This is a genomic window from Agromyces aerolatus (assembly GCF_031432255.1).
Classification (GTDB): Bacteria; Actinomycetota; Actinomycetes; order Actinomycetales; family Microbacteriaceae; genus Agromyces.
The window spans coordinates 63494-82948 of record NZ_JAVKGQ010000012.1; the positions used below are offsets into that span (position 1 = coordinate 63494).

At 72.4% G+C, this 19455-nt stretch carries 22 protein-coding genes; 7 read left to right on the plus strand and 15 right to left on the minus strand.

All coding sequences use genetic code 11. The features are described from left to right. Nucleotides 1–26: 26 nt before the first annotated feature. A complete protein-coding gene (locus RH864_RS14425) occupies nt 27–458 on the plus strand; it encodes an OsmC family peroxiredoxin (protein WP_310518259.1) in 432 nt (143 codons plus the stop codon). Nucleotides 459–460: 2 nt separating this feature from the next. Next, on the plus strand, nt 461–1366 hold the full coding sequence (locus tag RH864_RS14430; protein ID WP_310518260.1) for a TIGR01777 family oxidoreductase: 906 nt from the start codon (nt 461–463) through the stop codon (nt 1364–1366). Here the strand turns inward: RH864_RS14430 and RH864_RS14435 are convergent. Genes RH864_RS14435 through RH864_RS14445 form a run of 3 tightly spaced genes read right to left on the minus strand, consistent with a single transcriptional unit; the run spans nt 1341 to nt 3138 of the window. Further along, a complete protein-coding gene (locus tag RH864_RS14435; protein ID WP_310518261.1) occupies nt 1341–1781 on the minus strand; it encodes a hypothetical protein in 441 nt (146 codons plus the stop codon). The genes RH864_RS14430 and RH864_RS14435 overlap by 26 nt on opposite strands. Next, nucleotides 1778–2527 carry a 4-hydroxy-tetrahydrodipicolinate reductase gene (gene dapB / locus RH864_RS14440; RefSeq protein WP_310518262.1) on the minus strand — a complete coding sequence of 250 codons (750 nt, stop codon included), beginning with the start codon at nt 2525–2527 and terminating at the stop codon, nt 1778–1780. Before dapB ends, RH864_RS14435 begins: the two co-directional genes overlap by 4 nt. A 50-nt stretch (nt 2528–2577) precedes the next feature. Further along, a complete protein-coding gene (locus RH864_RS14445) occupies nt 2578–3138 on the minus strand; it encodes a hypothetical protein (protein WP_310518263.1) in 561 nt (186 codons plus the stop codon). Nucleotides 3139–3212: 74 nt separating this feature from the next. Here RH864_RS14445 and RH864_RS14450 point away from each other — a divergent pair, with 74 nt between their 5' ends. Next, on the plus strand, nt 3213–3719 hold the full coding sequence (locus RH864_RS14450) for a GNAT family N-acetyltransferase (RefSeq protein ID WP_310518264.1): 507 nt from the start codon (nt 3213–3215) through the stop codon (nt 3717–3719). Between the two features lie 27 nt (nt 3720–3746). Here the strand turns inward: RH864_RS14450 and RH864_RS14455 are convergent, their stop codons facing one another. The 9 genes from RH864_RS14455 to RH864_RS14495 all read right to left on the minus strand — a co-directional run bounded on the left by RH864_RS14455 (nt 3747) and on the right by RH864_RS14495 (nt 13153). Next, nucleotides 3747–4262: a hypothetical protein gene (locus tag RH864_RS14455; RefSeq protein ID WP_310518265.1), complete on the minus strand. Its 516-nt coding sequence runs from the start codon at nt 4260–4262 to the stop codon at nt 3747–3749. 47 nt (nt 4263–4309) lie between these two features. Then, nucleotides 4310–4825, minus strand: a complete 516-nt coding sequence (locus RH864_RS14460; RefSeq protein WP_310518266.1) for a hypothetical protein — start codon at nt 4823–4825, stop codon at nt 4310–4312. 21 nt (nt 4826–4846) lie between these two features. After that, on the minus strand, nt 4847–5449 hold the full coding sequence (locus RH864_RS14465; RefSeq protein WP_310518267.1) for a histidine phosphatase family protein: 603 nt from the start codon (nt 5447–5449) through the stop codon (nt 4847–4849). Between the two features lie 46 nt (nt 5450–5495). Continuing rightward, nucleotides 5496–6881 (minus strand): M16 family metallopeptidase, encoded by a 1386-nt coding sequence (locus RH864_RS14470; protein WP_310518268.1) that lies wholly within the window; start codon nt 6879–6881, stop codon nt 5496–5498. An 83-nt stretch (nt 6882–6964) separates the two neighbouring features. Next, nucleotides 6965–7987: an aldo/keto reductase gene (locus tag RH864_RS14475; protein ID WP_310518269.1), complete on the minus strand. Its 1023-nt coding sequence runs from the start codon at nt 7985–7987 to the stop codon at nt 6965–6967. A gap of 124 nt (nt 7988–8111) precedes the next feature. Beyond that, complete coding sequence (locus RH864_RS14480) at nt 8112–8942, minus strand: HpcH/HpaI aldolase/citrate lyase family protein (protein ID WP_310518270.1); 831 nt, start codon at nt 8940–8942, stop codon at nt 8112–8114. Then, nucleotides 8939–9457: a MaoC family dehydratase gene (locus tag RH864_RS14485; protein WP_310518271.1), complete on the minus strand. Its 519-nt coding sequence runs from the start codon at nt 9455–9457 to the stop codon at nt 8939–8941. The genes RH864_RS14480 and RH864_RS14485 overlap by 4 nt, the downstream gene beginning before the upstream one ends. 58 nt (nt 9458–9515) lie before the next feature. Further along, nucleotides 9516–11537, minus strand: a complete 2022-nt coding sequence (locus tag RH864_RS14490) for an acetyl/propionyl/methylcrotonyl-CoA carboxylase subunit alpha (protein ID WP_310518272.1) — start codon at nt 11535–11537, stop codon at nt 9516–9518. 8 nt (nt 11538–11545) lie between these two features. Further along, the gene (locus RH864_RS14495; RefSeq protein ID WP_310518273.1) at nt 11546–13153 is read right to left on the minus strand and encodes a carboxyl transferase domain-containing protein; all 1608 of its coding nucleotides are present in this window, start codon (nt 13151–13153) and stop codon (nt 11546–11548) included. 120 nt (nt 13154–13273) lie between these two features. Here RH864_RS14495 and RH864_RS14500 point away from each other — a divergent pair, with 120 nt between their 5' ends. Beyond that, nucleotides 13274–13930 (plus strand): SACE_7040 family transcriptional regulator, encoded by a 657-nt coding sequence (locus RH864_RS14500; RefSeq protein ID WP_396129983.1) that lies wholly within the window; start codon nt 13274–13276, stop codon nt 13928–13930. 116 nt (nt 13931–14046) lie between these two features. Here the strand turns inward: RH864_RS14500 and RH864_RS14505 are convergent, their stop codons facing one another. The 3 genes from RH864_RS14505 to pdhA are packed head-to-tail and all read right to left on the minus strand — an operon-like array spanning nt 14047 to nt 17626. Continuing rightward, on the minus strand, nt 14047–15453 hold the full coding sequence (locus tag RH864_RS14505; protein ID WP_310518274.1) for a dihydrolipoamide acetyltransferase family protein: 1407 nt from the start codon (nt 15451–15453) through the stop codon (nt 14047–14049). A 5-nt stretch (nt 15454–15458) separates the two neighbouring features. After that, nucleotides 15459–16469, minus strand: a complete 1011-nt coding sequence (locus tag RH864_RS14510; RefSeq protein WP_310518275.1) for an alpha-ketoacid dehydrogenase subunit beta — start codon at nt 16467–16469, stop codon at nt 15459–15461. Next, nucleotides 16466–17626 (minus strand): pyruvate dehydrogenase (acetyl-transferring) E1 component subunit alpha, encoded by a 1161-nt coding sequence (gene pdhA / locus RH864_RS14515; RefSeq protein ID WP_396129984.1) that lies wholly within the window; start codon nt 17624–17626, stop codon nt 16466–16468. Before pdhA ends, RH864_RS14510 begins: the two co-directional genes overlap by 4 nt. Nucleotides 17627–17788: 162 nt before the next feature. Here pdhA and RH864_RS14520 point away from each other — a divergent pair, with 162 nt between their 5' ends. From RH864_RS14520 to RH864_RS14530, 3 genes are read left to right on the plus strand one after another with little or no spacing between them, the layout of a single operon-like run. Then, nucleotides 17789–18253, plus strand: a complete 465-nt coding sequence (locus tag RH864_RS14520; protein ID WP_310518276.1) for an Lrp/AsnC family transcriptional regulator — start codon at nt 17789–17791, stop codon at nt 18251–18253. A gap of 49 nt (nt 18254–18302) precedes the next feature. Continuing rightward, nucleotides 18303–19007 (plus strand): ArsR/SmtB family transcription factor, encoded by a 705-nt coding sequence (locus RH864_RS14525; RefSeq protein ID WP_310518277.1) that lies wholly within the window; start codon nt 18303–18305, stop codon nt 19005–19007. Nucleotides 19008–19009: 2 nt separating this feature from the next. Beyond that, nucleotides 19010–19237, plus strand: coding sequence for a hypothetical protein (locus RH864_RS14530; RefSeq protein WP_310518278.1), 228 nt, complete (start codon nt 19010–19012; stop codon nt 19235–19237). The last annotated feature ends 218 nt before the right edge of the window (nt 19238–19455 follow it).

Genomic DNA, 19455 nt, shown 5'->3' on the forward strand with positions numbered 1-19455 from the left:
GGCTCCCGGCTCGAAGAGGAGGACCCATGGCCGTCACGAGTGAATCGACCACCGTCTGGACCGGCACGTTGATGGAAGGATCCGGCACGGTCGCGCTGGACTCCTCGAAACTCGGCTCGTTCCCCGTGAACTGGAAGGCACGCGCCGAGGGCGGCGCCGACGCCGCCACCACGACGCCCGAAGAGCTGCTCGGCGCCGCGCACTCCGCGTGCTTCTCGATGGCGCTCTCGCACGCGCTCGCGGGCGCGGGTCACACCCCCGAGTCCATCCAGACGACCGCCGCCGTGACCTTCGAGGCGGGCAAGGGCGTGACCGGCAGCCACCTGCTCGTGAGCGCGCGCGTCCCGGGCCTCAGCGAGGCCGACTTCGAGTCGTTCGCCGAGGACGCGAAGCAGAACTGCCCGATCTCGAAGGCGCTCACGGGCGTCCCCATCACGATCGAAGCAGAGCTCGCGTAGCGGTGCGGATCCTCGCCGCCGGCGCATCAGGCTTCATCGGCTCGGCCCTCGTCGGACGTCTCGGCGCGGCAGGTCATGAGGTCGTACGCCTGGTGCGGCGGCCCGTCGAGGCCGGCGACGAGGTGTCCTGGTCGCCGGCCGACGGCCGCCTCGACGTGTCCAGCGTGGACGGCGTCGACGCGGTCGTCAGCCTGTCGGGCGCCTCGCTCGCGCATCTGCCGTGGACGAAGCGCTACCGTGACGAGATCCTGCAGTCGCGGATCTCCGCGACCCGGACCCTGGTCGACGCCATGCGCGCGGCGGCCCGCCCGCCCGCGGTGTTCCTGTCCGCGTCGGCGGTCGGCATCTACGGCGATCGCCCGGCCGAGCTGCTGACCGAGCACTCCGCGATCGGCACGGGCTTCCTCGCCGACGTCGTCGAGCAGTGGGAGGGGCAGGCCGCGCTCGCGCCTGAGGCCACGCGCACGGTCATGTTCCGGAGCGGCATCGTGGTCGGCGACGGCGGCGGCGCCCTGCAACGCGTGGCGACGATCACCAAGCTCGGCCTGGCCGGCCGGCTCGGGTCCGGCGAGCAGCACTGGCCGTGGATCGCACTCGAGGACGAGGTGCGCGCGCTCGAGTTCCTGCTGGAGTCGCCGCTCGCCGGTCCCGTGAACCTCGCAGGTCCCACGCCGGCCACGGCGAACGAGATCACGTCCGAGCTCGCCGAGCAGCTGCATCGTCCGCACGCCCTCGTCGTGCCCGAACGTGCGCTCGAGCTCGCGCTCGGCGTCGCCGCCGACGAGCTGCTGCTCGCGAACCAGAAGGTGCGCCCGCAACGGCTGATCGATGCGGGCTTCCGCTTCGCGCACCCCGTCGTGTCGTCGGCGATCGCGGCGATGGTCAGCGGTTCGCGCGCTCCAGGCTGATCGCCCGGCGCACCGCGCTCCTCGCACGTCGCCGGTCGCCCGCGGCGTCGTAGGCGAGCCCGAGCCGCAACCAGGCGCGCCACGAATCGGGTGCCGCCTCGGCCTCGCGCCGGTAGTCGTCGAACGCGGCGTCGGCCGCCGCCCGGTCGACCCGTCCGCTTGGCAGGGCGGGCAGGTCGAGGTCGGCGCCGCCCTCCGCGTCGAGGCGCCGCACGAGCTGCTGCGAGCGGATGCCGAAGTCGAGCTCGCGCCACAGCGCCCACGCGCCGAGCACGGGAAGCACGATCAGGGCGATCCCGATGCCGACCGCGACCGGCTCGCCGGTCGCCATGAACTGCACGGCCTGCCAGCCCACGAGCACGAGGTAGACCGCGAGCAGCACCGCCATGATGATGGCGGCAGCGCGACCCTTCATCGACCGCTCGGCACGCCGAGCTCGAGCAGCGCGTCGAGGCCGACCACGACGCCGGTCGCGTCGGGCGCGGTGCGCAGTGCGAGCAGGATGCCGGCCTCGTACGATTCGGGCGACAGCGTGGAATGCGCGATCGTGAGGGTCTCGCCGGTGCCGCCCAGGATGACGCGCTGCTCGGCGAGGAGGCCCGTCAGGCGGAGGCTGTGCACGGGGATGCCGGCCACGAGCTGGCCGCGAGCACGCTGGTCGGCGTGCGGCGCCGCGACCGGGCCTTCGGCGCCGCGCGCGTCGGCCATGAGCTCGGCGGTGCGCACGGCCGTGCCGGACGGCGAGTCGACCTTGCCCGCGTGATGCGCCTCGACGATCTCGATCGAGTCGAAGAACCTCGCGGCCATGGCCGCGAACGCGGTGCCGAGGACGCTGCCGATCGAGAAGTTCGGCACGAACAGCACGGCGCGCGCGTCGTCGCGGTCGCGCTGGAGCCGGTGGATCTCGGCGATGCGATCGGCCGACCAGCCCGAGGTGCCGACGACGGCCGGGATGCCCGCCGCGACCGCGTGCCGGACGATGTCGGCGCTGACGGCCGGATGGGTGACGTCGAACACGACATCGGCGCCGTCGAGCTCGTCGAGCGACGACCGCGAGTCGAGCGCCGCGTGCAGCTCGAGATCGTCGGCCGCCTCGATGAGCCTGCGTGCCAGCGTTCCCATCTTTCCCGTGGCCCCGGCCACGGCGACCCGAATCGTCACGGATTCGAGCCTACCAAGCGCGACGAACCGCCCTGACAAGACCCGAGGCGTCAGTACGGATCGGAGACGGCGCCGTTGAACGGATCGGAGACGCACCAGAGGACGATCCTCATGTCGGTGGCACCGAGGCTCGCGTACGTGCCCTCGATCCCGTTGACCGCGCGGTAGGTCGCAGAACCCTCCGGACCCTTGCCGTAGTGCCAGGACTCACCACGCTCGAAGCCCGTGATCGCCAGCGTGCCGTTCGCCGAGTACACCAACGCCCCGCCGGGCATCGGCGGCCCCGGCACCGGCGCATTCCGTTCATACCCGCCGGTGTGATAACGCTTGAGATAGGGCCACCCATCCGGGCACTTCACGTGGTAGCCGAACACGCCCCCGGGCAGCTTGTCGTGGACCCACGCGTCGTACCGGATGAGCCCGTCGTCGACGACCTCCACGGTTCCGGCGATGCCCGCGGTCTCGGGCGGATCCAGGTCGGGCGCAGATGCGAAGGCGGGTGCGCCGGACGCGATCGTCGCGGTGAGTGCAAGCCCCGAGATGAGTGCCGTCGCCAGCGCACGTCGCTTGCTCCGCCCGCGGCGGGCGAGCTTCGATGCGTGTTCAGTCATGCCGTCCAATATACCACTATTTCTGGTCGCCGGGCCGTCGATATGGCCCCGCACGCCACGCGTAGGCTGATCGCATGCTGCGCTTTCGCGAGGCGGCCGTCACGGACGCCGATGCACACGCCCTGCTCATCGCATATTTCGCGGAACGCGCCGCGGGCTTCCCGGTCGAGCAGGGCGTCTACCGGCCGACGTTCCCAATGCCCGAGCAGTTCGAGCCACCTGCTGGAGTGTTCCTGATCGTGGACGCGGCCGACGCCGACGGCGATGACCCGACCGCCCCGGCCAACACACCGCTCGGCTGCGGCGGCGTTCGCCGCATCCCGCCGTCGGCCGATGGCCTCGTGCGCTACGAGGTCAAGCATCTCTGGTTACGTCCCGAGGCGCGTGGCTCGGGCGGCGGGCGGATGCTCCTCCAGGAGCTCGAACGTCGCGCGGTCGCCTTCGGCGCCCAGGAGCTCGTGCTCGACACGAACGCGAGCCTCGAGGCCGCGGGCGGCCTGTACCACGCGAGCGGGTATGTGCCGATCGAGCCGTACAACGACAATCCGAACGCGACGAACTGGTACGGCAAGCGCGTCTGAGGGCGAGCGGCCGACGACAACTCGGACTTACGGGTACCGGATCTCCGCCACCGCGCCGTTGAAGGGGTCGGAGACGCACCAGAGCACGATGCGCACGGACGTGCCACCCAGACTGGCATAGTGGCCCGTGATGCCGCGGTACGCCTCGTAGTTCCGCTCACCGGACGGCCCGCTGCCCCAGTGCTCGGACCGGCCGGTCATGCCGGCGGTGACCCAGACCGGCCCGTTCCCCTCGTACACGATCACCCCGCCGGGAATGGCGCGCGAGCCGTCGGAATTGTTCTTGTAGGTTCCCGTGTGGAATCGCTTCAGGTACGGCTGATCCGGTGGACAGGTCGCGGTGTAGGCCACGAACCCGGCCTTCACCGCGTCGTCGACGAGCGCGTCGTGCCGGACGAGGCCCGGAATTTCGGCCGCGGTCGTCGCCTGCACCGGAGCGGCGGCACCGATGGAGCAGATGAGCGCGGCTAGTGCAGTAATCGCCGTCGCGACCCGCCGCGTGGACCTCGTACCCCCGATATGCGTGCTTGGTTGACGCTTCATGAACACTAGTATCCTGTATTGACGCTTGGATCACCAGATCCGCGCGCCTATTTCGGCGCCGGGCTCACCGCACCATTGAACGGGTCGGACACACACCAGAGCACGATTCGCACGCTGGTTCCACCGAAGCCGATCACATACCCCTCGATGCCTCGGAAGGCCTCGTAGCGCCCGAGCCCGCTCGGCCCCGCGCCGAGATGCTCGGTCAGGTTCGCCTCGTCGAGCGAGCCGTCGACGTGCACCGGCCCGCTGCCTTCGTACACGATCACGCCACCCGGCACCGCGCGTCCGGTGTCGCCGTTCACGTCGTACGTGCCGGTGTGGAAGCGCTTGAGATACGGATGCTCTTCGGGACACTTCGCGGTGTACGCCTTGGGCGAGCCGAAGAGCAGGCTGTCATTGATGTAGGCGTCGTGACGTCTCACCCCGTCGTCATCGGCCGAGGCGGCCATCGCCGGCCCGGCGCCGCCCGAAGCGAGTGTCAGCCCGAGGCACACGAGGAGCGTCGCGCCGAACCAACCGCGGCCGAACAGAGCGGCACGACTTCGCAGAGACACCGACATGCATGCCAGTATACATTGTAGCTAGACGGTGTACGGCTCAGGCAGTCCCGTGCGCAGCTCGGGCGGCAGGTGCGCGAGGTCGTTGTGGGTCACGAGGCTCCAGGGGCGCCCGGGCTTCTGCGTGAGCACGGTGAGGCCGCAGTTGGCCTGGTTGATCGACACCCACCGCCAGTCCGGCGCGCCCAGCACCTCGCGCACGAACCAGCCGATGACGAAGTTGTGCGTGATGAGCAGCTCGTGCCGATCTTCGCGCGATGACCGCAGAAACTCGGCGACCGCGTCGGCCATCTGTGCACGGCCCGCGTCGATCTCCTCCTCGGTTACGGAGCCGAAGAACGGGTCGTACGCCGAGGGCGTCTCGGGTGCGGGGCCCGACGGGATGCAGTCGAACAGCAGCGCCGACGGCTCGGGCTCGAGCGCGGGCATCTTCGCCGCGATGATGTTCGCGGTCTCGGACGCGCGCTGCAGCGGCGAATGCCAGGCGGCGTCGAACGGGATGCCGCCGAGGCGCTCGGCGAGCGCCTCGGCCTGACGCCGGCCGCGCGGCGAGAGCGGGCCGTCGGGGAGGCCGTGCTCAGCGTCGAGCTGCTCCCCGTGGCGGACGAGATAGAGGTGGTGGGTCACGCGCTCATTCCTTGTTGCATGTTCGACAGTGCCTGCTGCATGCCCGTCAGACGACCCCGGTCGAGGTCGGGACCTCGTCGACGACGCCCTGGAACGCGGCCTCGTCGGCTGCCCCGACGGCGACGAGCGAGAACGGCCTCGCCACGAGGTCGGCCGCGAGCGCCCGCACGTCGTCGTCGGTGACGAGCGCGATGCGCCGCAGCGCTTCGTCGAGGTCCTGGAACTCGCCGAGCGTGAGCTCGGCGCGCCCCAGCCGGGACATCCGCGTGTCGGAGTCTTCGAGCGCGAGCGCCGAGGCCCCGCCGAGCTGGCCGGCGGCCCGCGCGAGCTCGTCGCCCGTGACCCCGTGCTCGGCGATGCGTTCGAGCTCGGCGCGCATGAGGGCGGCCACGCTCGGCGCCTTCGCGGGCGCGCAGCCCGCGTACATGCCGAACACCCCGGCGTCGGAGTAGCCGGGCCCGAACGAGTACACCGAGTACGCCAGGCCGCGGCGCTCGCGCACCTCTTGGAACAGCCGCGAGCTCATGCCCGAGCCGAACACGGTGTTCAGCACGCTGAGCGTGGGGCGCCGCGGATCGGTCGCGGTGAGTCCGGGCACGCCGAGCAGCAGGTTGACCTGCTCGAGGGGCCGCTCGACGATCGTGGTGGGTCGTCGGCCGGTGAGCACGGCCGGCGCGGTCGACCGGCGTGGCTCGGGCGAGCCGGACACCGCGAGCTCCCAGCCACCGGCCTCGAGCGCGCGTTCGAGCCGCTCGACGACGAGTTCGTGATCGACCGCGCCCGCGACCGTCACCACCAGGTCTTGCGGCCGGTAGTTGGCGCGATAGTGCGCCCAGACGGCATCGCGGCGGGCCTGGCGGATCGTCTCGGGGCTGCCGCCGATGGGACGGCCGAGCGCGTGGTCGCCGAGCACGGCCTCGAAGAACCGCTCGGTCGCCACGTCGGCGGGGTCGTCGCCCGCCATCGAGAGCTCTTCGAGGATCACGCCGCGCTCGTTCTCGAACTCGGTCTCGTCGAGCACGGACGACGTGAACATGTCGGCCAGCACGTCGACCGCCATGAGCAGGTCGCGATCCTGCACCTTGGCGTAGTAGCAGGTGTACTCCTTGGCGGTGAGCGCGTTGTGCTCGCCGCCGACCCCGTCGAAGGCGATCGCGATGTCGAGCGCGGTGCGCTCGCGCGTGCCCTTGAACAGCAGGTGTTCGAGGAAGTGGGTCGACCCGAACGTCGCGGGCTGCCCGGCCTCGGCCGGATGCTCGTCGCGCGAGCCGATCGCGACCCAGAACCCGATGGTCGCGCTGCGCGCGCCCGGAACGCGCTCGGAGAGCACGCGGACTCCGGAGGGCAGCAGCGTGCGACGGACCATGGCGTCGCCGGATGCCTCGAACGTGAGCTCGGGGGTCTCGAGCGGGAGGTCGACGGCGCCGTTCATCCGCACCAGCCTACGTCACGCCCCCGACGCGGCGAGGGAGGACCGGGCCACGCGCGACGCGTCGGCGCGACCTGGCGGTCGGGTCAGGCGGAGGCCCGGTCGAGCTCGACGAGCTCGGAGCGGTGGAGATCGAGCGCACCGGCCGCGAGCAGCGCCTCGACCTGCTCGGGACGGCTGACCCCCGCGACGGGCGCGACGACCGTGGGCCGCGAGAGCAGCCAGGTGATCGCGACCGTGGCGGGCTGCACGTCGCGCGCGAAGGCGATCTCGTCGATCGCCGCGAGCACCCGGTGTCCGCGGCGGCCGAGGTGCCGGGCGAGCCGGGCGCCCCTGGCATCGTGCCGGACCTCGGCGCGGCGCCGCACCTGACCCGCGAGGAAGCCGTTGGCGAGCGCGAAGTACGGGAGCACGCCCAGCCCTTGCGCGTGCGCGACGAGCTCGGGTGCGCCCTCGAACGGCCGGCGGTCCATGAGGTTGTACCGGGTCGTGACGAGCTGGATGCGCGGCAGTCCGTTCGCGGCGAGGACCCGAGCTTCGATGAGCCGCTCGGGAGAGAAGTCGGAGGCCCCGAGCACACGGACTTTGCCGGCGTCGATCAGCGCGCCGACGGCGCCGAGCGTCTCCTCGAGCGGGACGCCCGGGTCTTCGCCGTGCAGGTAGAGGACGTCGACCACGTCGGTGCCGAGTCGCTCGAGCGAGTCGTCGACGGCCGCCCGCAGAGTCTCGGGTGCGAGCCCTCGCCGTTCGGGAAGGCGGCCGACCTTCGTCGTGAGCACCAGGCGATCGCGCGTGCGCCGGGAGGCCATCCACCGGCCGACGATGCGCTCGCTCCGCCCTGAGGCGTAGCTATCGGCCGTGTCGACGATGGACCCGCCGAGCGCCGCGAAGCGGTCGAGCACGGCCTCGGCGTCGTGGGGGCCGAGCGTCCAGCCGAAGACGCTCCCGCCGAGGGCGAGCGGGTGCGCCTCGAACCCGGTGTCGGCGAGCAGCACGCGCCGCGGGACGGTGATCGGCCCCGAGAGCGCGTTCGTCTCGCTGCGCGTGACGGAGGGCTTGGCCTCGACGGGCGGCAGGACCTGCCCAGTCACACCGTGCCGACCGCTCACGACCGCGCCTCCTCCCCAGGGATGGTCCGAGCGTACCCGCGGCCTCCGACACCGGACAGGAAACGACGCGTGAACCGTTACCGAATCGTTGGCTGAGCGCGCGCAGGCCGCGGCCGGCCGAAGATCAGCCGTCCGACGTCGCCGCGCCCGCCAACCGGACAATGGCCTCGGCCTGCCGGAGGACGGGCCCGTCGACCATGGCCCCCCGGAACGCGAACACGCCGGGTGCCCCCTCGGCCCTCGCCAGCACCGCGAGCGCCCACTCGACCCGCGCGTCGTCGGGGCGGTATGCCGCGCGCACGACGGGGACCTGCGCCGGATGCACGCACGCCGTCGCCGCGAACCCGAGCGCCGCGGCGTCCGCCGCCTCGTCCCGGAGGCCCGCGTCGTCGTCGAGGTCGAGGTGCACGGCATCGATCGCCGCCGCTCCGTGCGCCGCGGCGGCGAGCAGGACGCTCGCGCGCGCGTGCACCGCGGGGTCGCGATACCGGCCGTCGGCGTGCCGGCTCGATGCGCCGCCGAGCGACGCCACGAGGTCCTCGGCGCCCCACATGAGCGCGGCGACGTTCGGCAGCGCCGCGAGGTCGGGCGCCGCGAGCACCCCGCGTGCCGTCTCGCACAGCGGGATGACCTCGTAGTCCTCGAGATCGACCAGGTCGGCCGTGCCCTCGCACTTGGCGAGCATGACGACCCGGTAGGCGGTGCCGGCGAGCGCCTCGAGGTCGGCCGCGCGGTGCGCCGAGGCCGCCGGGTTCACGCGCACGATCACGCGCTCGGGGTCGAGCGGGTGCGCGAAGAGCGCGTCGCGCGCCGCGGCCTTGCGGTCCTCGGCGACGGCGTCCTCGAGGTCGAGGATGACCGCGTCTGCTCGTGCGAGCGCCTTCTCGAAGCGGTCGGGGCGGTCGGCGGGGCAGAACAGCAGCGCCGGGCCGAGGCGGAACGCCGGGCGCGTCACGGGTTCGCCCGCCCGTCTGCCGCGATCCGCTCGCCGGCCTCCCTGGTCCAGACGAGCATCGTGCGCGACGCCGTCGCGACCACGACCCCGTCCTGGTTGCGCGCGGTGTGCGCGAGCTCGAGCACGCCCTGGCCCGGACGCGACGCCGAGAGCCGCCGGGATCGCACGACGCTCTCGCCGTACAGCGTGTCGCCGACGAACACGGGTGCGGGGAAGGCGACCTCGCCGAATCCCAGGTTGGCGACGAGCGTGCCCATCGTGAGCTGGCCGACCGACTGACCGACGAGGGTCGACAGTGTGAAGAGCGAGTTCACGAGGCGTTCGCCGAACGGCTGCTCGGCGGACCACGCCGCGTCGAGGTGCAGCGGCTGCGGGTTCATGGTGAGGGTCGTGAAGAGCACGTTGTCGGCCTCGGTCACGGTGCGTCCCGGCCGGTGCAGGTAGCGCACGCCCTCCTCGAACTCCTCGTACCAGAGTCCGCGCTGCAGCACCTCTCGCGTCGGAGCATCCGTCATGTCGTCTCCCTCACTCGTGTCGTGGTCCATGCTGCACCCGGGTCGCGCGCATATCGGGTCAGGCGACGCCGGCGGCCGGCGCGTCGCGCGGGACGACGCGCGCGATCGGCTGGTCGCGCGAGACCTGTTCGCCGACGGCGACCGCGATCCGCACGACGCCCGCGAGGGACGCGAGCACGCGGTGCTCCATCTTCATGGCCTCGACGGCGACGAGCGGCGTCCCCGGCTCGACGTCGGCGCCGTCGTCGACGAACACGGCGCTGACGGTTCCGGGCATCGGGGCGCGGTGCTCGGGATCGGCGGCCGACCCGCGTTCGACGCCGGCCAGGCGCGCGCGCAGCGCCTCGGCGCGGTCGACGCGGCGGAAGGCGGCGGTCGCGCCCGCGGCGTGCACCCAGACGGTCCCGTCGGGCGCGATGGCGGATGCCTCGGCGCCCGCGGATGCCCCACGGCTTCCGGATGCCTCGGCGAGCACCGTGCCGGTGAACGGCCCGGCGACGGGCTCGAGCTGGACCCGGAAGGGGCGGCCTCCTCCGGCCCGCCAGCGCAGCTCGCGCTGCCAGGCCCGGGCACCGGGCGTGGGCACCGCGCCGTCGGCGAGCGCCGTCGCCGCGGCGACGAGAAGCGCGTCGTCGGGGCCGTCGGAGTGACCCGTGGGCTCGGTCTCGGTGAGCGCGTCGATGAGTCCCGTGTGCAGGTCTCCCCGCCGCACCGCGGGATCGGCCAGGAGCCTGCGCAGGAACGTCGCGTTGGTGTCCACGCCCAGCACCACGGTCTCGGCGAGCGCGGTGTCGAGCCGGTCGAGCGCCTCGGCGCGGGTCGGCGCCCAGGCGATGATCTTGCCGAGCATCGGGTCGTAGTGCGCGGTCACGGCCTGGCCGGCGCGCAGTGCGGCGTCGACCCGGATACCGTCCCCGCTCGGAGACTCCCAGACCAGCACGTCGCCCGTCGCGGGCAGGAACCCGCGCTCAGGACTCTCGGCGTACAGTCGCGCCTCGACGGCGTGCCCGGTCAGGCTGATCGCGTCCTGGCTGAACGGCAGCGGCTCGCCGGCCGCGACGTGCAGCTGCTGCTCGACGAGGTCGACGCCGGTCACGAGCTCGGTCACCGGATGCTCCACCTGGAGCCGCGTGTTCATCTCGATGAAGAAGAACTCCCCCGGCGAGGCATCCGACACCAGGAACTCGACGGTTCCCGCCCCCAGGTAGCCGACGCTCTCGGCGGCGCGGCAGGCCGCGGCACCGATGCGCTCGCGCGTCGCCTCGTCGAGCAGCGGCGACGGCGCCTCCTCGATGACCTTCTGGTGCCGGCGTTGCAGCGAGCACTCGCGCTCGCCCAGGTGCACGACGGTGCCGTGGGCATCGGCGAGCACCTGGACCTCGATGTGCCTCGGCCGTTCGATGAAACGCTCGATGAGCAGCGTGTCGTCACCGAACGCGGCCTTCGCGACCCGGCGTGCGGCGGGCAGCGCGGTGGCCAGCTCGCGGGCGTCGCCCGCGACCTGCATGCCCTTGCCGCCGCCGCCGGCGGACGGCTTCACGAGCACCGGGTAGCCCACGCCGTCGGCCGCGGCGACGAGCGCGTCGTCGTCGAGGGACGGGTCGGCGACGCCGGGGACGACGGGCACGCCGGATGCCTCCACGTGACGTTTCGCCCGGATCTTGTCGCCCATGACCTCGAGCGCGCGGATGCCTGGTCCGATGAACACGAGCCCGGCGTCGGCGCAGGCGGCGGCGAACCCCGCGTGCTCGGAGAGGAAGCCGTACCCGGGGTGCACGGCCTGTGCGCCGGTCTCGAGCGCCGCGGCGACGATCCGCGCGGGGTCGAGGTAGCTCTGGGCCGCGGGAGCGGGGCCGATGCGCACGGCCGTGTCGGCGAGCGTGACGTGGGGGGCCTCGGCGTCGGCGTCGGAGTACACGGCGATCGCGTGGATGCCGAGCCGGCGGAGGGTGCGGATGATGCGCACGGCGATCTCACCGCGGTTCGCGACGAGGACCCGGTCGAACGGGCGCCGGGTGCCGGCCGGGCCGGATCCGGTGGGGGCGGACAGGGCGAGATCGGAGACGGTGGGGGCAGACATGGGCGCGATCACATCCGGAAGAGGCCGAACCGGGGTTCGGGGAGCGGGCTTCGGCTCGCGAGCTCGAGGGCGAGAGCGAGGACGGTGCGGGTCTCGGACGGCTCGATGATGCCGTCGTCCCAGAGCCGGGCGGTCGAGTGATACGGGCTGCCCTGCTCCTCGTACTGTTCGCGGATCGGCGCGCGGAACGCGTGCTCGTCCGCGTCGCTCCACGACTCGCCGCGGGCGGTCAGCTGATCGCGCTTGACGGTCGCGAGCACCGAGGCGGCCTGCTCACCGCCCATGACCGAGATCCGCGCGTTCGGCCACATCCACAGGAACCTGGGCGAGTAGGCGCGACCGCACATCGAGTAGTTGCCGGCGCCGAACGATCCGCCGATGACGACCGTGAACTTCGGCACTCGCGTGGTCGCGACCGCGGTCACCATCTTCGCGCCGTGCTTCGCGATGCCGCCCGCCTCGGCGTCACGGCCCACCATGAAGCCCGAGATGTTCTGCAGGAACAGCAGCGGGATGCCCCGCTGGTCGCACAGCTCGATGAAGTGCGCGCCCTTCATCGCCGACTCGCTGAACAGCACGCCGTTGTTCGCGACGATGCCGATCGGGTGCCCGTCGAGGTGCGCGAACCCGGTGACGAGCGTCTCGCCGTACTCCGGCTTGAACTCGGTGAACTCGCTGCCGTCGACGAGGCGGGCGATGACCTCGCGCACCTCGTACGGCTGCTGGACGTCGACGGGGACCACCGCGGGCAGGGACGCGGGGTCGACGGCCGGCGGCCGCGGGTCGCGGACGGCCCACGCTCGCTCTCGCGGCGGCGGGAGCGTGCCGACGAGCTCGCGCATCAGCTCGAGCGCGTGCTCGTCGTCTTCGGCGAGATGATCGGTGACCCCCGAGACGCGCGAGTGCAGTTCGCCGCCGCCGAGCTCCTCGGGCGTGACGACCTCGCCGATCGCGGCCTTCACGAGCGGCGGGCCGCCGAGGAAGATCGTGCCCTGGTCGCGCACGATGATGTTCTCGTCGCTCATCGCCGGCACGTACGCGCCGCCCGCGGTGCACGATCCGAGCACCGCGGCCAGCTGCGGGATGCCCCGCGCCGACATGGTGGCCTGGTTGAAGAAGATGCGCCCGAAGTGCTCGCGGTCGGGGAAGACCTCGTCCTGTCGCGGCAGGAACGCGCCGCCCGAGTCCACGAGGTAGATGCACGGGAGCTCCTGCTCGAGCGCGATCTCCTGCGCGCGGAGGTGCTTCTTCACGGTCATCGGGTAGTACGTGCCGCCCTTCACGGTGGCGTCGTTGCAGACCACCATGACGGGGCTCCCGTGCACGAGCCCGATGCCCGCGATGAGGCCGGCGCCCGGCGAGTCGCCGCCGTACAGGCCGTCGGCGGCGAGGGGCGCGATCTCGAGGAACGGGCTGTCCTCGTCGAGCAGCCGGTCGACCCGGTCGCGCGGAAGCAGCTTGCCGCGCGCGATGTGCCGTTCGCGTGAGCTCCCGGGTCCGCCGAGCGCGGCGGCCGCGAGCTTCCCGCGGAGCTCGTCGCGGAGCGCGGCATGGGCCGCCGCGTACTCGCGGGCGCGCTCGTCCGTCTCGTCGAGCGTCGTCGTCAGGGTCGTCATCCAGCGTCTCCATCGAAGCGGGCCCGGTCACGCGATCTCGGTGAATGGGTATTAACTGGGATTCATGTTAGCCATGATTAACTGGGCGAGGCAAGGCGACCCCCGACGAAAGGTCCGAGCGTGACCGAGACGATGACCGTGCGCGGACAGGCGAAGGCCGACCGCCGCGAGGCGCTGCTCGCCGCCGCGGCCGCGTTGTTCGCCGAACGCGGCTACGCCGGCGTCACCCTCGAAGGGCTCGGATCGGCCGCAGGCGTCTCGGGTCCCGCGGTGTACCGGCATTTCCCGGGGAAGTCCGCGGTCCTCGCCGCCGTCCTGCTCGACGCCAGCGAGGGCCTGCTCGACGGCGGCCGGGCCACGGTCGCCGCCGCGGCCGACGACGACTCCGCGCTGCGCGCGCTCATCGCCTTCCACGTCGACTTCGCCATCGCGAACGCCGACGTCATCCGGGTGCAGGACCGCGACCTCACGAGCCTGCCCGACGCCGACGCGCACCGCGTACGCCGCCTCCAGCGCGAGTACGTCGAGCTCTGGGTGGGCGTGCTCGAGCGTCTGCAGCCCGGCGCGTCCACGGCCGAGCTGCGCATCCGGGCGCACGCGGCCTTCGGCCTGATCAACTCGACCCCGCACAGCGCACGCACCCACGGCTCGCCGCCGTCCGACGACGCCGTGCGTCGCATCCTGCGCGACATGGCCTGGCGCTCGCTGGTCGAGACGCACGCGCACCCGCTGCTCGAGTTGCGCGACGAAGGAGCACCCCCTCCGCCGGTCGAGTAGCGCGCGACGAAGGAGCACGCGTATCGAGACCCGGTGGTCACACGCACACCGTTCGGCCCGCGAGGTCTCGATACGCTCGCTGGCGCGTAACTCACTCGACCAACGGGCTGGGGCGCTCAGCTCATGAGCAGCGCCCGGCCCGGCTCGCGCAGGATCGCGCCGACGTCCGCGAGGAACCGCGATCCCTGCTCGCCGTCGACGAGCCGGTGGTCGAACGAGAGCGAGAGCGTCATGATCTCGCGCAGCGCGATCTCGCCCTGATGCTCCCACGGCTGCCGCCGGACCGCGCCGGTCGCGAGGATCGCGGCCTCCCCCGGGTTCAGGATCGGCGTGCCCGCGTCGATCCCGAAAACGCCGATGTTCGTGATCGAGAACGTGCCGCCCCGCAGATCGGCCGCCGTCGTGCGCCCGGCGCGCGCGGTCTCGGCGAGCGCGCCGATCGCGTCGGCGACCTCGAGCAGCGTCATGCGGTCGGCCCGGCGCACGTTCGGCACCATGAGCCCGCGCTCGGTCGCGACCGCGATGCCCAGGTTGAGCCCGTCGTAGCGGACGATCTCGCCGGCCTCCTCGTCCCACCGCGAGTTCACCTCGGGTGTCCGGCGCGCCGCGAGGCAGACCGCCTTCGCGACGACCGCGAGCGGCGTCACGCGATGCTGCTGCAGGGCACGGTCGGCACGGATGCTCCGCACGAGGTCCATCGTCGCGGTCACGTCGATCGTGAGGAACTCGGTGACGTGCGGCGCCGTGAACGCACTCCGGACCATCGCGGCCGCCGTGGCCTTGCGGACGCCCTTGACCGGGATCCGGGTCTCGCCGGGGACCGAGTCCGGAGCGCTGCCCGCACCACCGGGCGCCATCACGGAACGCGTCGCCGCGGCGGCCTCGACGTCGGCGCGCGTGATGCGCCCACGCTCGCCCGTCCCGGTGAGCTCGTCGAGCACGACTCCCAGGTCGCGTGCGAGCTTGCGCACGGGCGGCGTCGAACGCGGCCGCTCGAGAACGGCGCCGTCGCCCCCCGACGCCGCGCCGCCGGCGACGCCCGGCGGCGCGCTCCCGGCGCTGCGGGCATCGGGCGTGGCTGCGGCCGGCGCCGGCTGCGGCACGAGGTCGGCCGCGAGCGCACCCCGACGCGCGCGCCGTCGCGGGCCGGTCTCGACCGCCGCACCGTACCCCACGAGCGTCGGCTCGGGCACGTCGACCGGCGGGTCGTCCGACGAGCCGGCCGCGCCCGAGGCATCCGCACCGCCCGAGGCATCCGCCCCACCCGGGGCGACCGACCCGTCGCCCGCGGTGTCGCAGGAGAACAGGCGCTCGCCCACGTTGACCGTCTCCCCCGGCTCCGCGTGCAGCGCGGTCACGACGCCGGCGAACGGCGAGGGCAGCTCCACGACCGCCTTCGCGGTCTCGACGTCGGCGATGATCTGGTTGAGCTCGATGCGCTCACCCACGGCGACCCGCCAGGCGACCAGCTCGGACTCGGTGAGACCCTCACCGAGATCGGGCAGCGCGAACTCACGGATCATGGCGCTCATGCCTCCACGCCCGAGAGCGAGTTGGGCCGGCCGAGGACGCGGTCGACGCCGTCGAGGATCCGGTCGAGGTCGGGCAGGTGGTGCCGTTCCTGCTTGGCCGCGGGATACGGGATGTCGTGACCGGTCACCCGCACGGGCGCGGCCTCCAAGAACTCGAAGCACGACTCGGTCACCCGGGCGACGAGCTCGCCGCCCACGCCGCCCTGCTCGGCCGCCTCGTGCACGACCACGAGCCGGCCGGTGCGGCGCACCGACGCCTCGATCGTCGGATAGTCGACGGGTGCGAGCGAACGCAGGTCGATGACCTCGAGCGACACCCCTTCCTCGGCCGCTGCCTTCGCGGCGTCGAGCGCGGTCGGGACGAGCGGTCCATAGGTGACCAGCGTCGCGTCGCGTCCCTCGGTCAGCACCGAGGCCACCCCCATCGGTGGCGCGTCGGCGAGGCTCGCCGTGTCTGGCACCTCGCCTTTCGCGTGGTAGCGCCGCTTGGGCTCGAAGAAGAGCACGGGGTCGTCGCTCGCGATCGCCTGCTGGATCATCACGAACGCGTCGGCGGGGTTCGAGCACGCCACGACGCGCAGACCCGCCGTATGCGCGAAGTACGCCTCGGGCGATTCCGAGTGGTGCTCGGCCGCGCCGATCCCGCCGCCGAACGGCACCCGGATCGTGATCGGCATGCGCACGCGCCCGAGCGAACGGTAATGCAGCTTCGCCACCTGGGCCACGATCTGGTCGAAGGCCGGGTAGATGAACCCGTCGAACTGGATCTCGACCACGGGCCGGTACCCGCGGTACGCGAGTCCGACCGCGGTGCCCAGGATGCCGGCCTCCGAGAGCGGCGTGTCGACGACGCGATGCGCACCGTACCGGGCCTGCAGCCCGTCGGTGACCCGGAACACGCCACCGAGACGCCCGATGTCCTCACCCATCAGCACGACGCGGTCGTCGCCCGCGAGCGCGCGGTCCAACCCGGCGTTGATGGCCTTCGCGAGCGTCATGGTGCTCATCGGGCACCCCCTTCGATGCCGGAGCCGGCGTCGGCGCCTGCGGCTGCGCCCTCGGCCGGGTCCTCGAACATCTCGAGATAGCGCGTGTACCTGGTGCGCTGCCGTTCGAGCTGGCTGTTGGGCTCGGCGTACACATGGTCGAACACGCTGAGCGGGGGGCGGTCGGGGAGCGTCGTCACCTGCGCGCGGAGCTCGGCGGCGGCACGCGCCGCGGCCTCGTCGGCCTCGCGCGTGATCGCCTCGACGTCAGCCCCGCTCGCGGCGAGGAACACCTGGACCCGCGCGATGGGGTCGCGCTCGCGCCAGCTCTGCAGCTCGTCGTCGGCGCGGTACCTGGTGGGGTCGTCGGCGGTCGTGTGCGGGCCGAGTCGGTACGTCACGGCCTCGATCAGGGTCGGTCCCTCGCCGCGGCGCGCGCGGTCGAGCGCTCGCCGGGTGGCCGCCATGACGGCGAGCACGTCGTTGCCGTCGACGCGGACGCCGGGCATGCCGAAGCCGTCGGCGCGACGCGCGAGCGGCTGCTTGGACTGCAGCTCGACGGGCTCCGAGATCGCCCAGTGGTTGTTCTGGCAGAAGAAGACGACGGGTGCGACGAAGCTCGCGGCGAAGACGAGTGCCTCGTTCACGTCGCCCTGGCTCGTCGCGCCGTCGCCGAAGTATGCGATCGCCGCGGCGTCCGAGCCGTCCCAGCTGAGTCCCATCGCGTACCCGACGGCGTGCAGCGTCTGCGCGCCGATGATGATCTGCGGCACGGCCATGCGCCGCGCCTCGGGATCCCAGCCGCTCAGCGCCGTCCCGCGCCAGACCTGCATCACCTCGGCGGCCGGCACGCCGCGGTACCAGGCGACGGCGTGCTCGCGATAGCTGGGGAAGACGAAGTCGTCGTCGCGCAGTGCGCGCGCCGAACCGATCTGGGCGGCCTCCTGGCCGGCGAGCGGCGGCCAGAGGCCGAGCTCGCCCTGTCGTTGCAATGCGGTGCCCTCGGCGTCGAGGCGGCGGGCGACCACGAGGTCGCGATGGATGGCGACGAGCTCGTCGACACCGATGTCCGCGACCCACGGATCGAACTCGGCGTCCGGATGCCGCACGCCCGTCTCGTCGATCAGCTGGATCATCGGCGCGTGCGTGGTGAGCACGGCCTGCTCGGGTGGGGTCATCATCGATCCTCCGCGTCGGCGTGCGCCTCGTGGGCGCGCGCGCCCGGCCTCACCGCCGGTTATCGCGAGCGTACGTCGATCGAACAGTCAGCTCAAGCAGTTGCCGTCCGATTGAGCAGATCGCCAATCGGAGGGCGGCGGCCAGCTGCTACATTGCACACTATGGCCGCCTATGATGACGTCGATCGCGCCCTGCTCCGAGCACTCAGCGCCGATCCGCGCGCGACCGTGGTCGCACTCGCCGACCGACTGCGACTCAGCCGGAATACGGTGCAGGCGCGCATGGCGCGCCTCGAGGCGTCGGGCGCCTTCCGCTCGTTCGAACGGAGCATCGACCCGGTGCCGCTCGGATACCCGCTGGAGGCCTTCGTGAGCGTGCACGTGCGGCAGAAGCTGCTGGCCGAGGTCGCCGCGCAGATCGCGGCCATTCCCGAGGTGCTGCAGGCCCACGGGCTCTCGGGCTCGGTCGATCTGCTCGTGCGCGTGGTGTGCCGCGACGCCGACGACCTGTTCCGCATCGACGGCGCGATCCTCGCCATCGAGGGCGTCGAGCGCACCGAGACGTCGCTCGCCATGGGCGAGCTGATCCCCTACCGGCTGATCCCGCTGCTCGAGCGAGACTCGTAGATCCAAAGAACCCTTTGCAAAGTACTATTTGCAGAGGTATCTTTGCACCATGAGCACCGACGACCGACGACCCGCCGGGCGAACCGCACCGAGCGCAGACGCGCATGACGTGATGCGCGACGCCGCTGCGCCGCAGTGGCGCGACCGCGTGCTCTCCGCGGCCACGATCAAAGCCCTCGCGCACCCGCTGCGGGTGCGCATCCTCGACGAGCTGGCGATGTTCGGCCCGCTGACCGCGAGCGGACTCGGCGAGCGACTCGGCGAGTCCAGCGGCTCGACGAGCTACCACCTGCGTCAGCTCGCCAGGCACGACCTCGTGCAGGAGGTCGAGGGCCACGGCACCGCGCGCGAACGCTGGTGGGAGCGCACCCCGGCCCCGATCGCGACGCCCGACCCGAGCCGGCTCGCACCCGGCAGCGCCGAGCGACTCGCGACGCAGCTCGTGTCCGACGAATGGATCCGCGCCCGCGAACGCAACCACCACGAGTTCCTCGGGGAGGGCGAGACCGTCTTCGGCCCCACCTGGGTCGACGCGGCCACCACCGACACGACGAACCTCAGGCTCACGAGCCACGAGCTCGCGGCACTCGTCGCCGAGCTCGAGGCCGTCATCGACCGGGCCATCGCCGAACACCGCGCCGAGCCCACGCCCGGCGCGCTCCCGGTGCAGATCCAGCTCGCCGCGTTCCCGCTCGTGCGCGGCATCGACGTCGGCCGGCCCGCCGCGACCAGCCCGCCCGAGACGGAGGAATGACCATGCACACCGCAGCACTCCCCCAGGCTCTCGCACATCCCGTGCGCGCGACGGGGGTCGCCGGATGGGCGATCCGCACGGGCCGGGCCCTCGAACGCTGGGGCCGCACGCGCGCCGCGCGCCGCCACGGCGCCGGCCCCGAGGCATCCGCTCACCTGGCCGCCGCCGCGCGGGCGGCCGTCGCCGAACGCGACGAGCTGCACCGCTCAGCCGCCATCCCGCTCCGCTGACCGCACGGACGCCCCCATGTGATGGAAGTCGAAAAGTGGGATGGAAGTCACCCCTGCAGGCCTTCCAACCCACCACGCGAATACCGACCCACTTTCCGCGGCAGCAACGCCATGTCACCGACAACGCCGCAAGAACTGGGTTCACGAAGCGGAACTGGGATGAAAGTCACCCCTGCAGGCCTTCCAACCCACCACGCGAATACCGACCCACTTTCCGC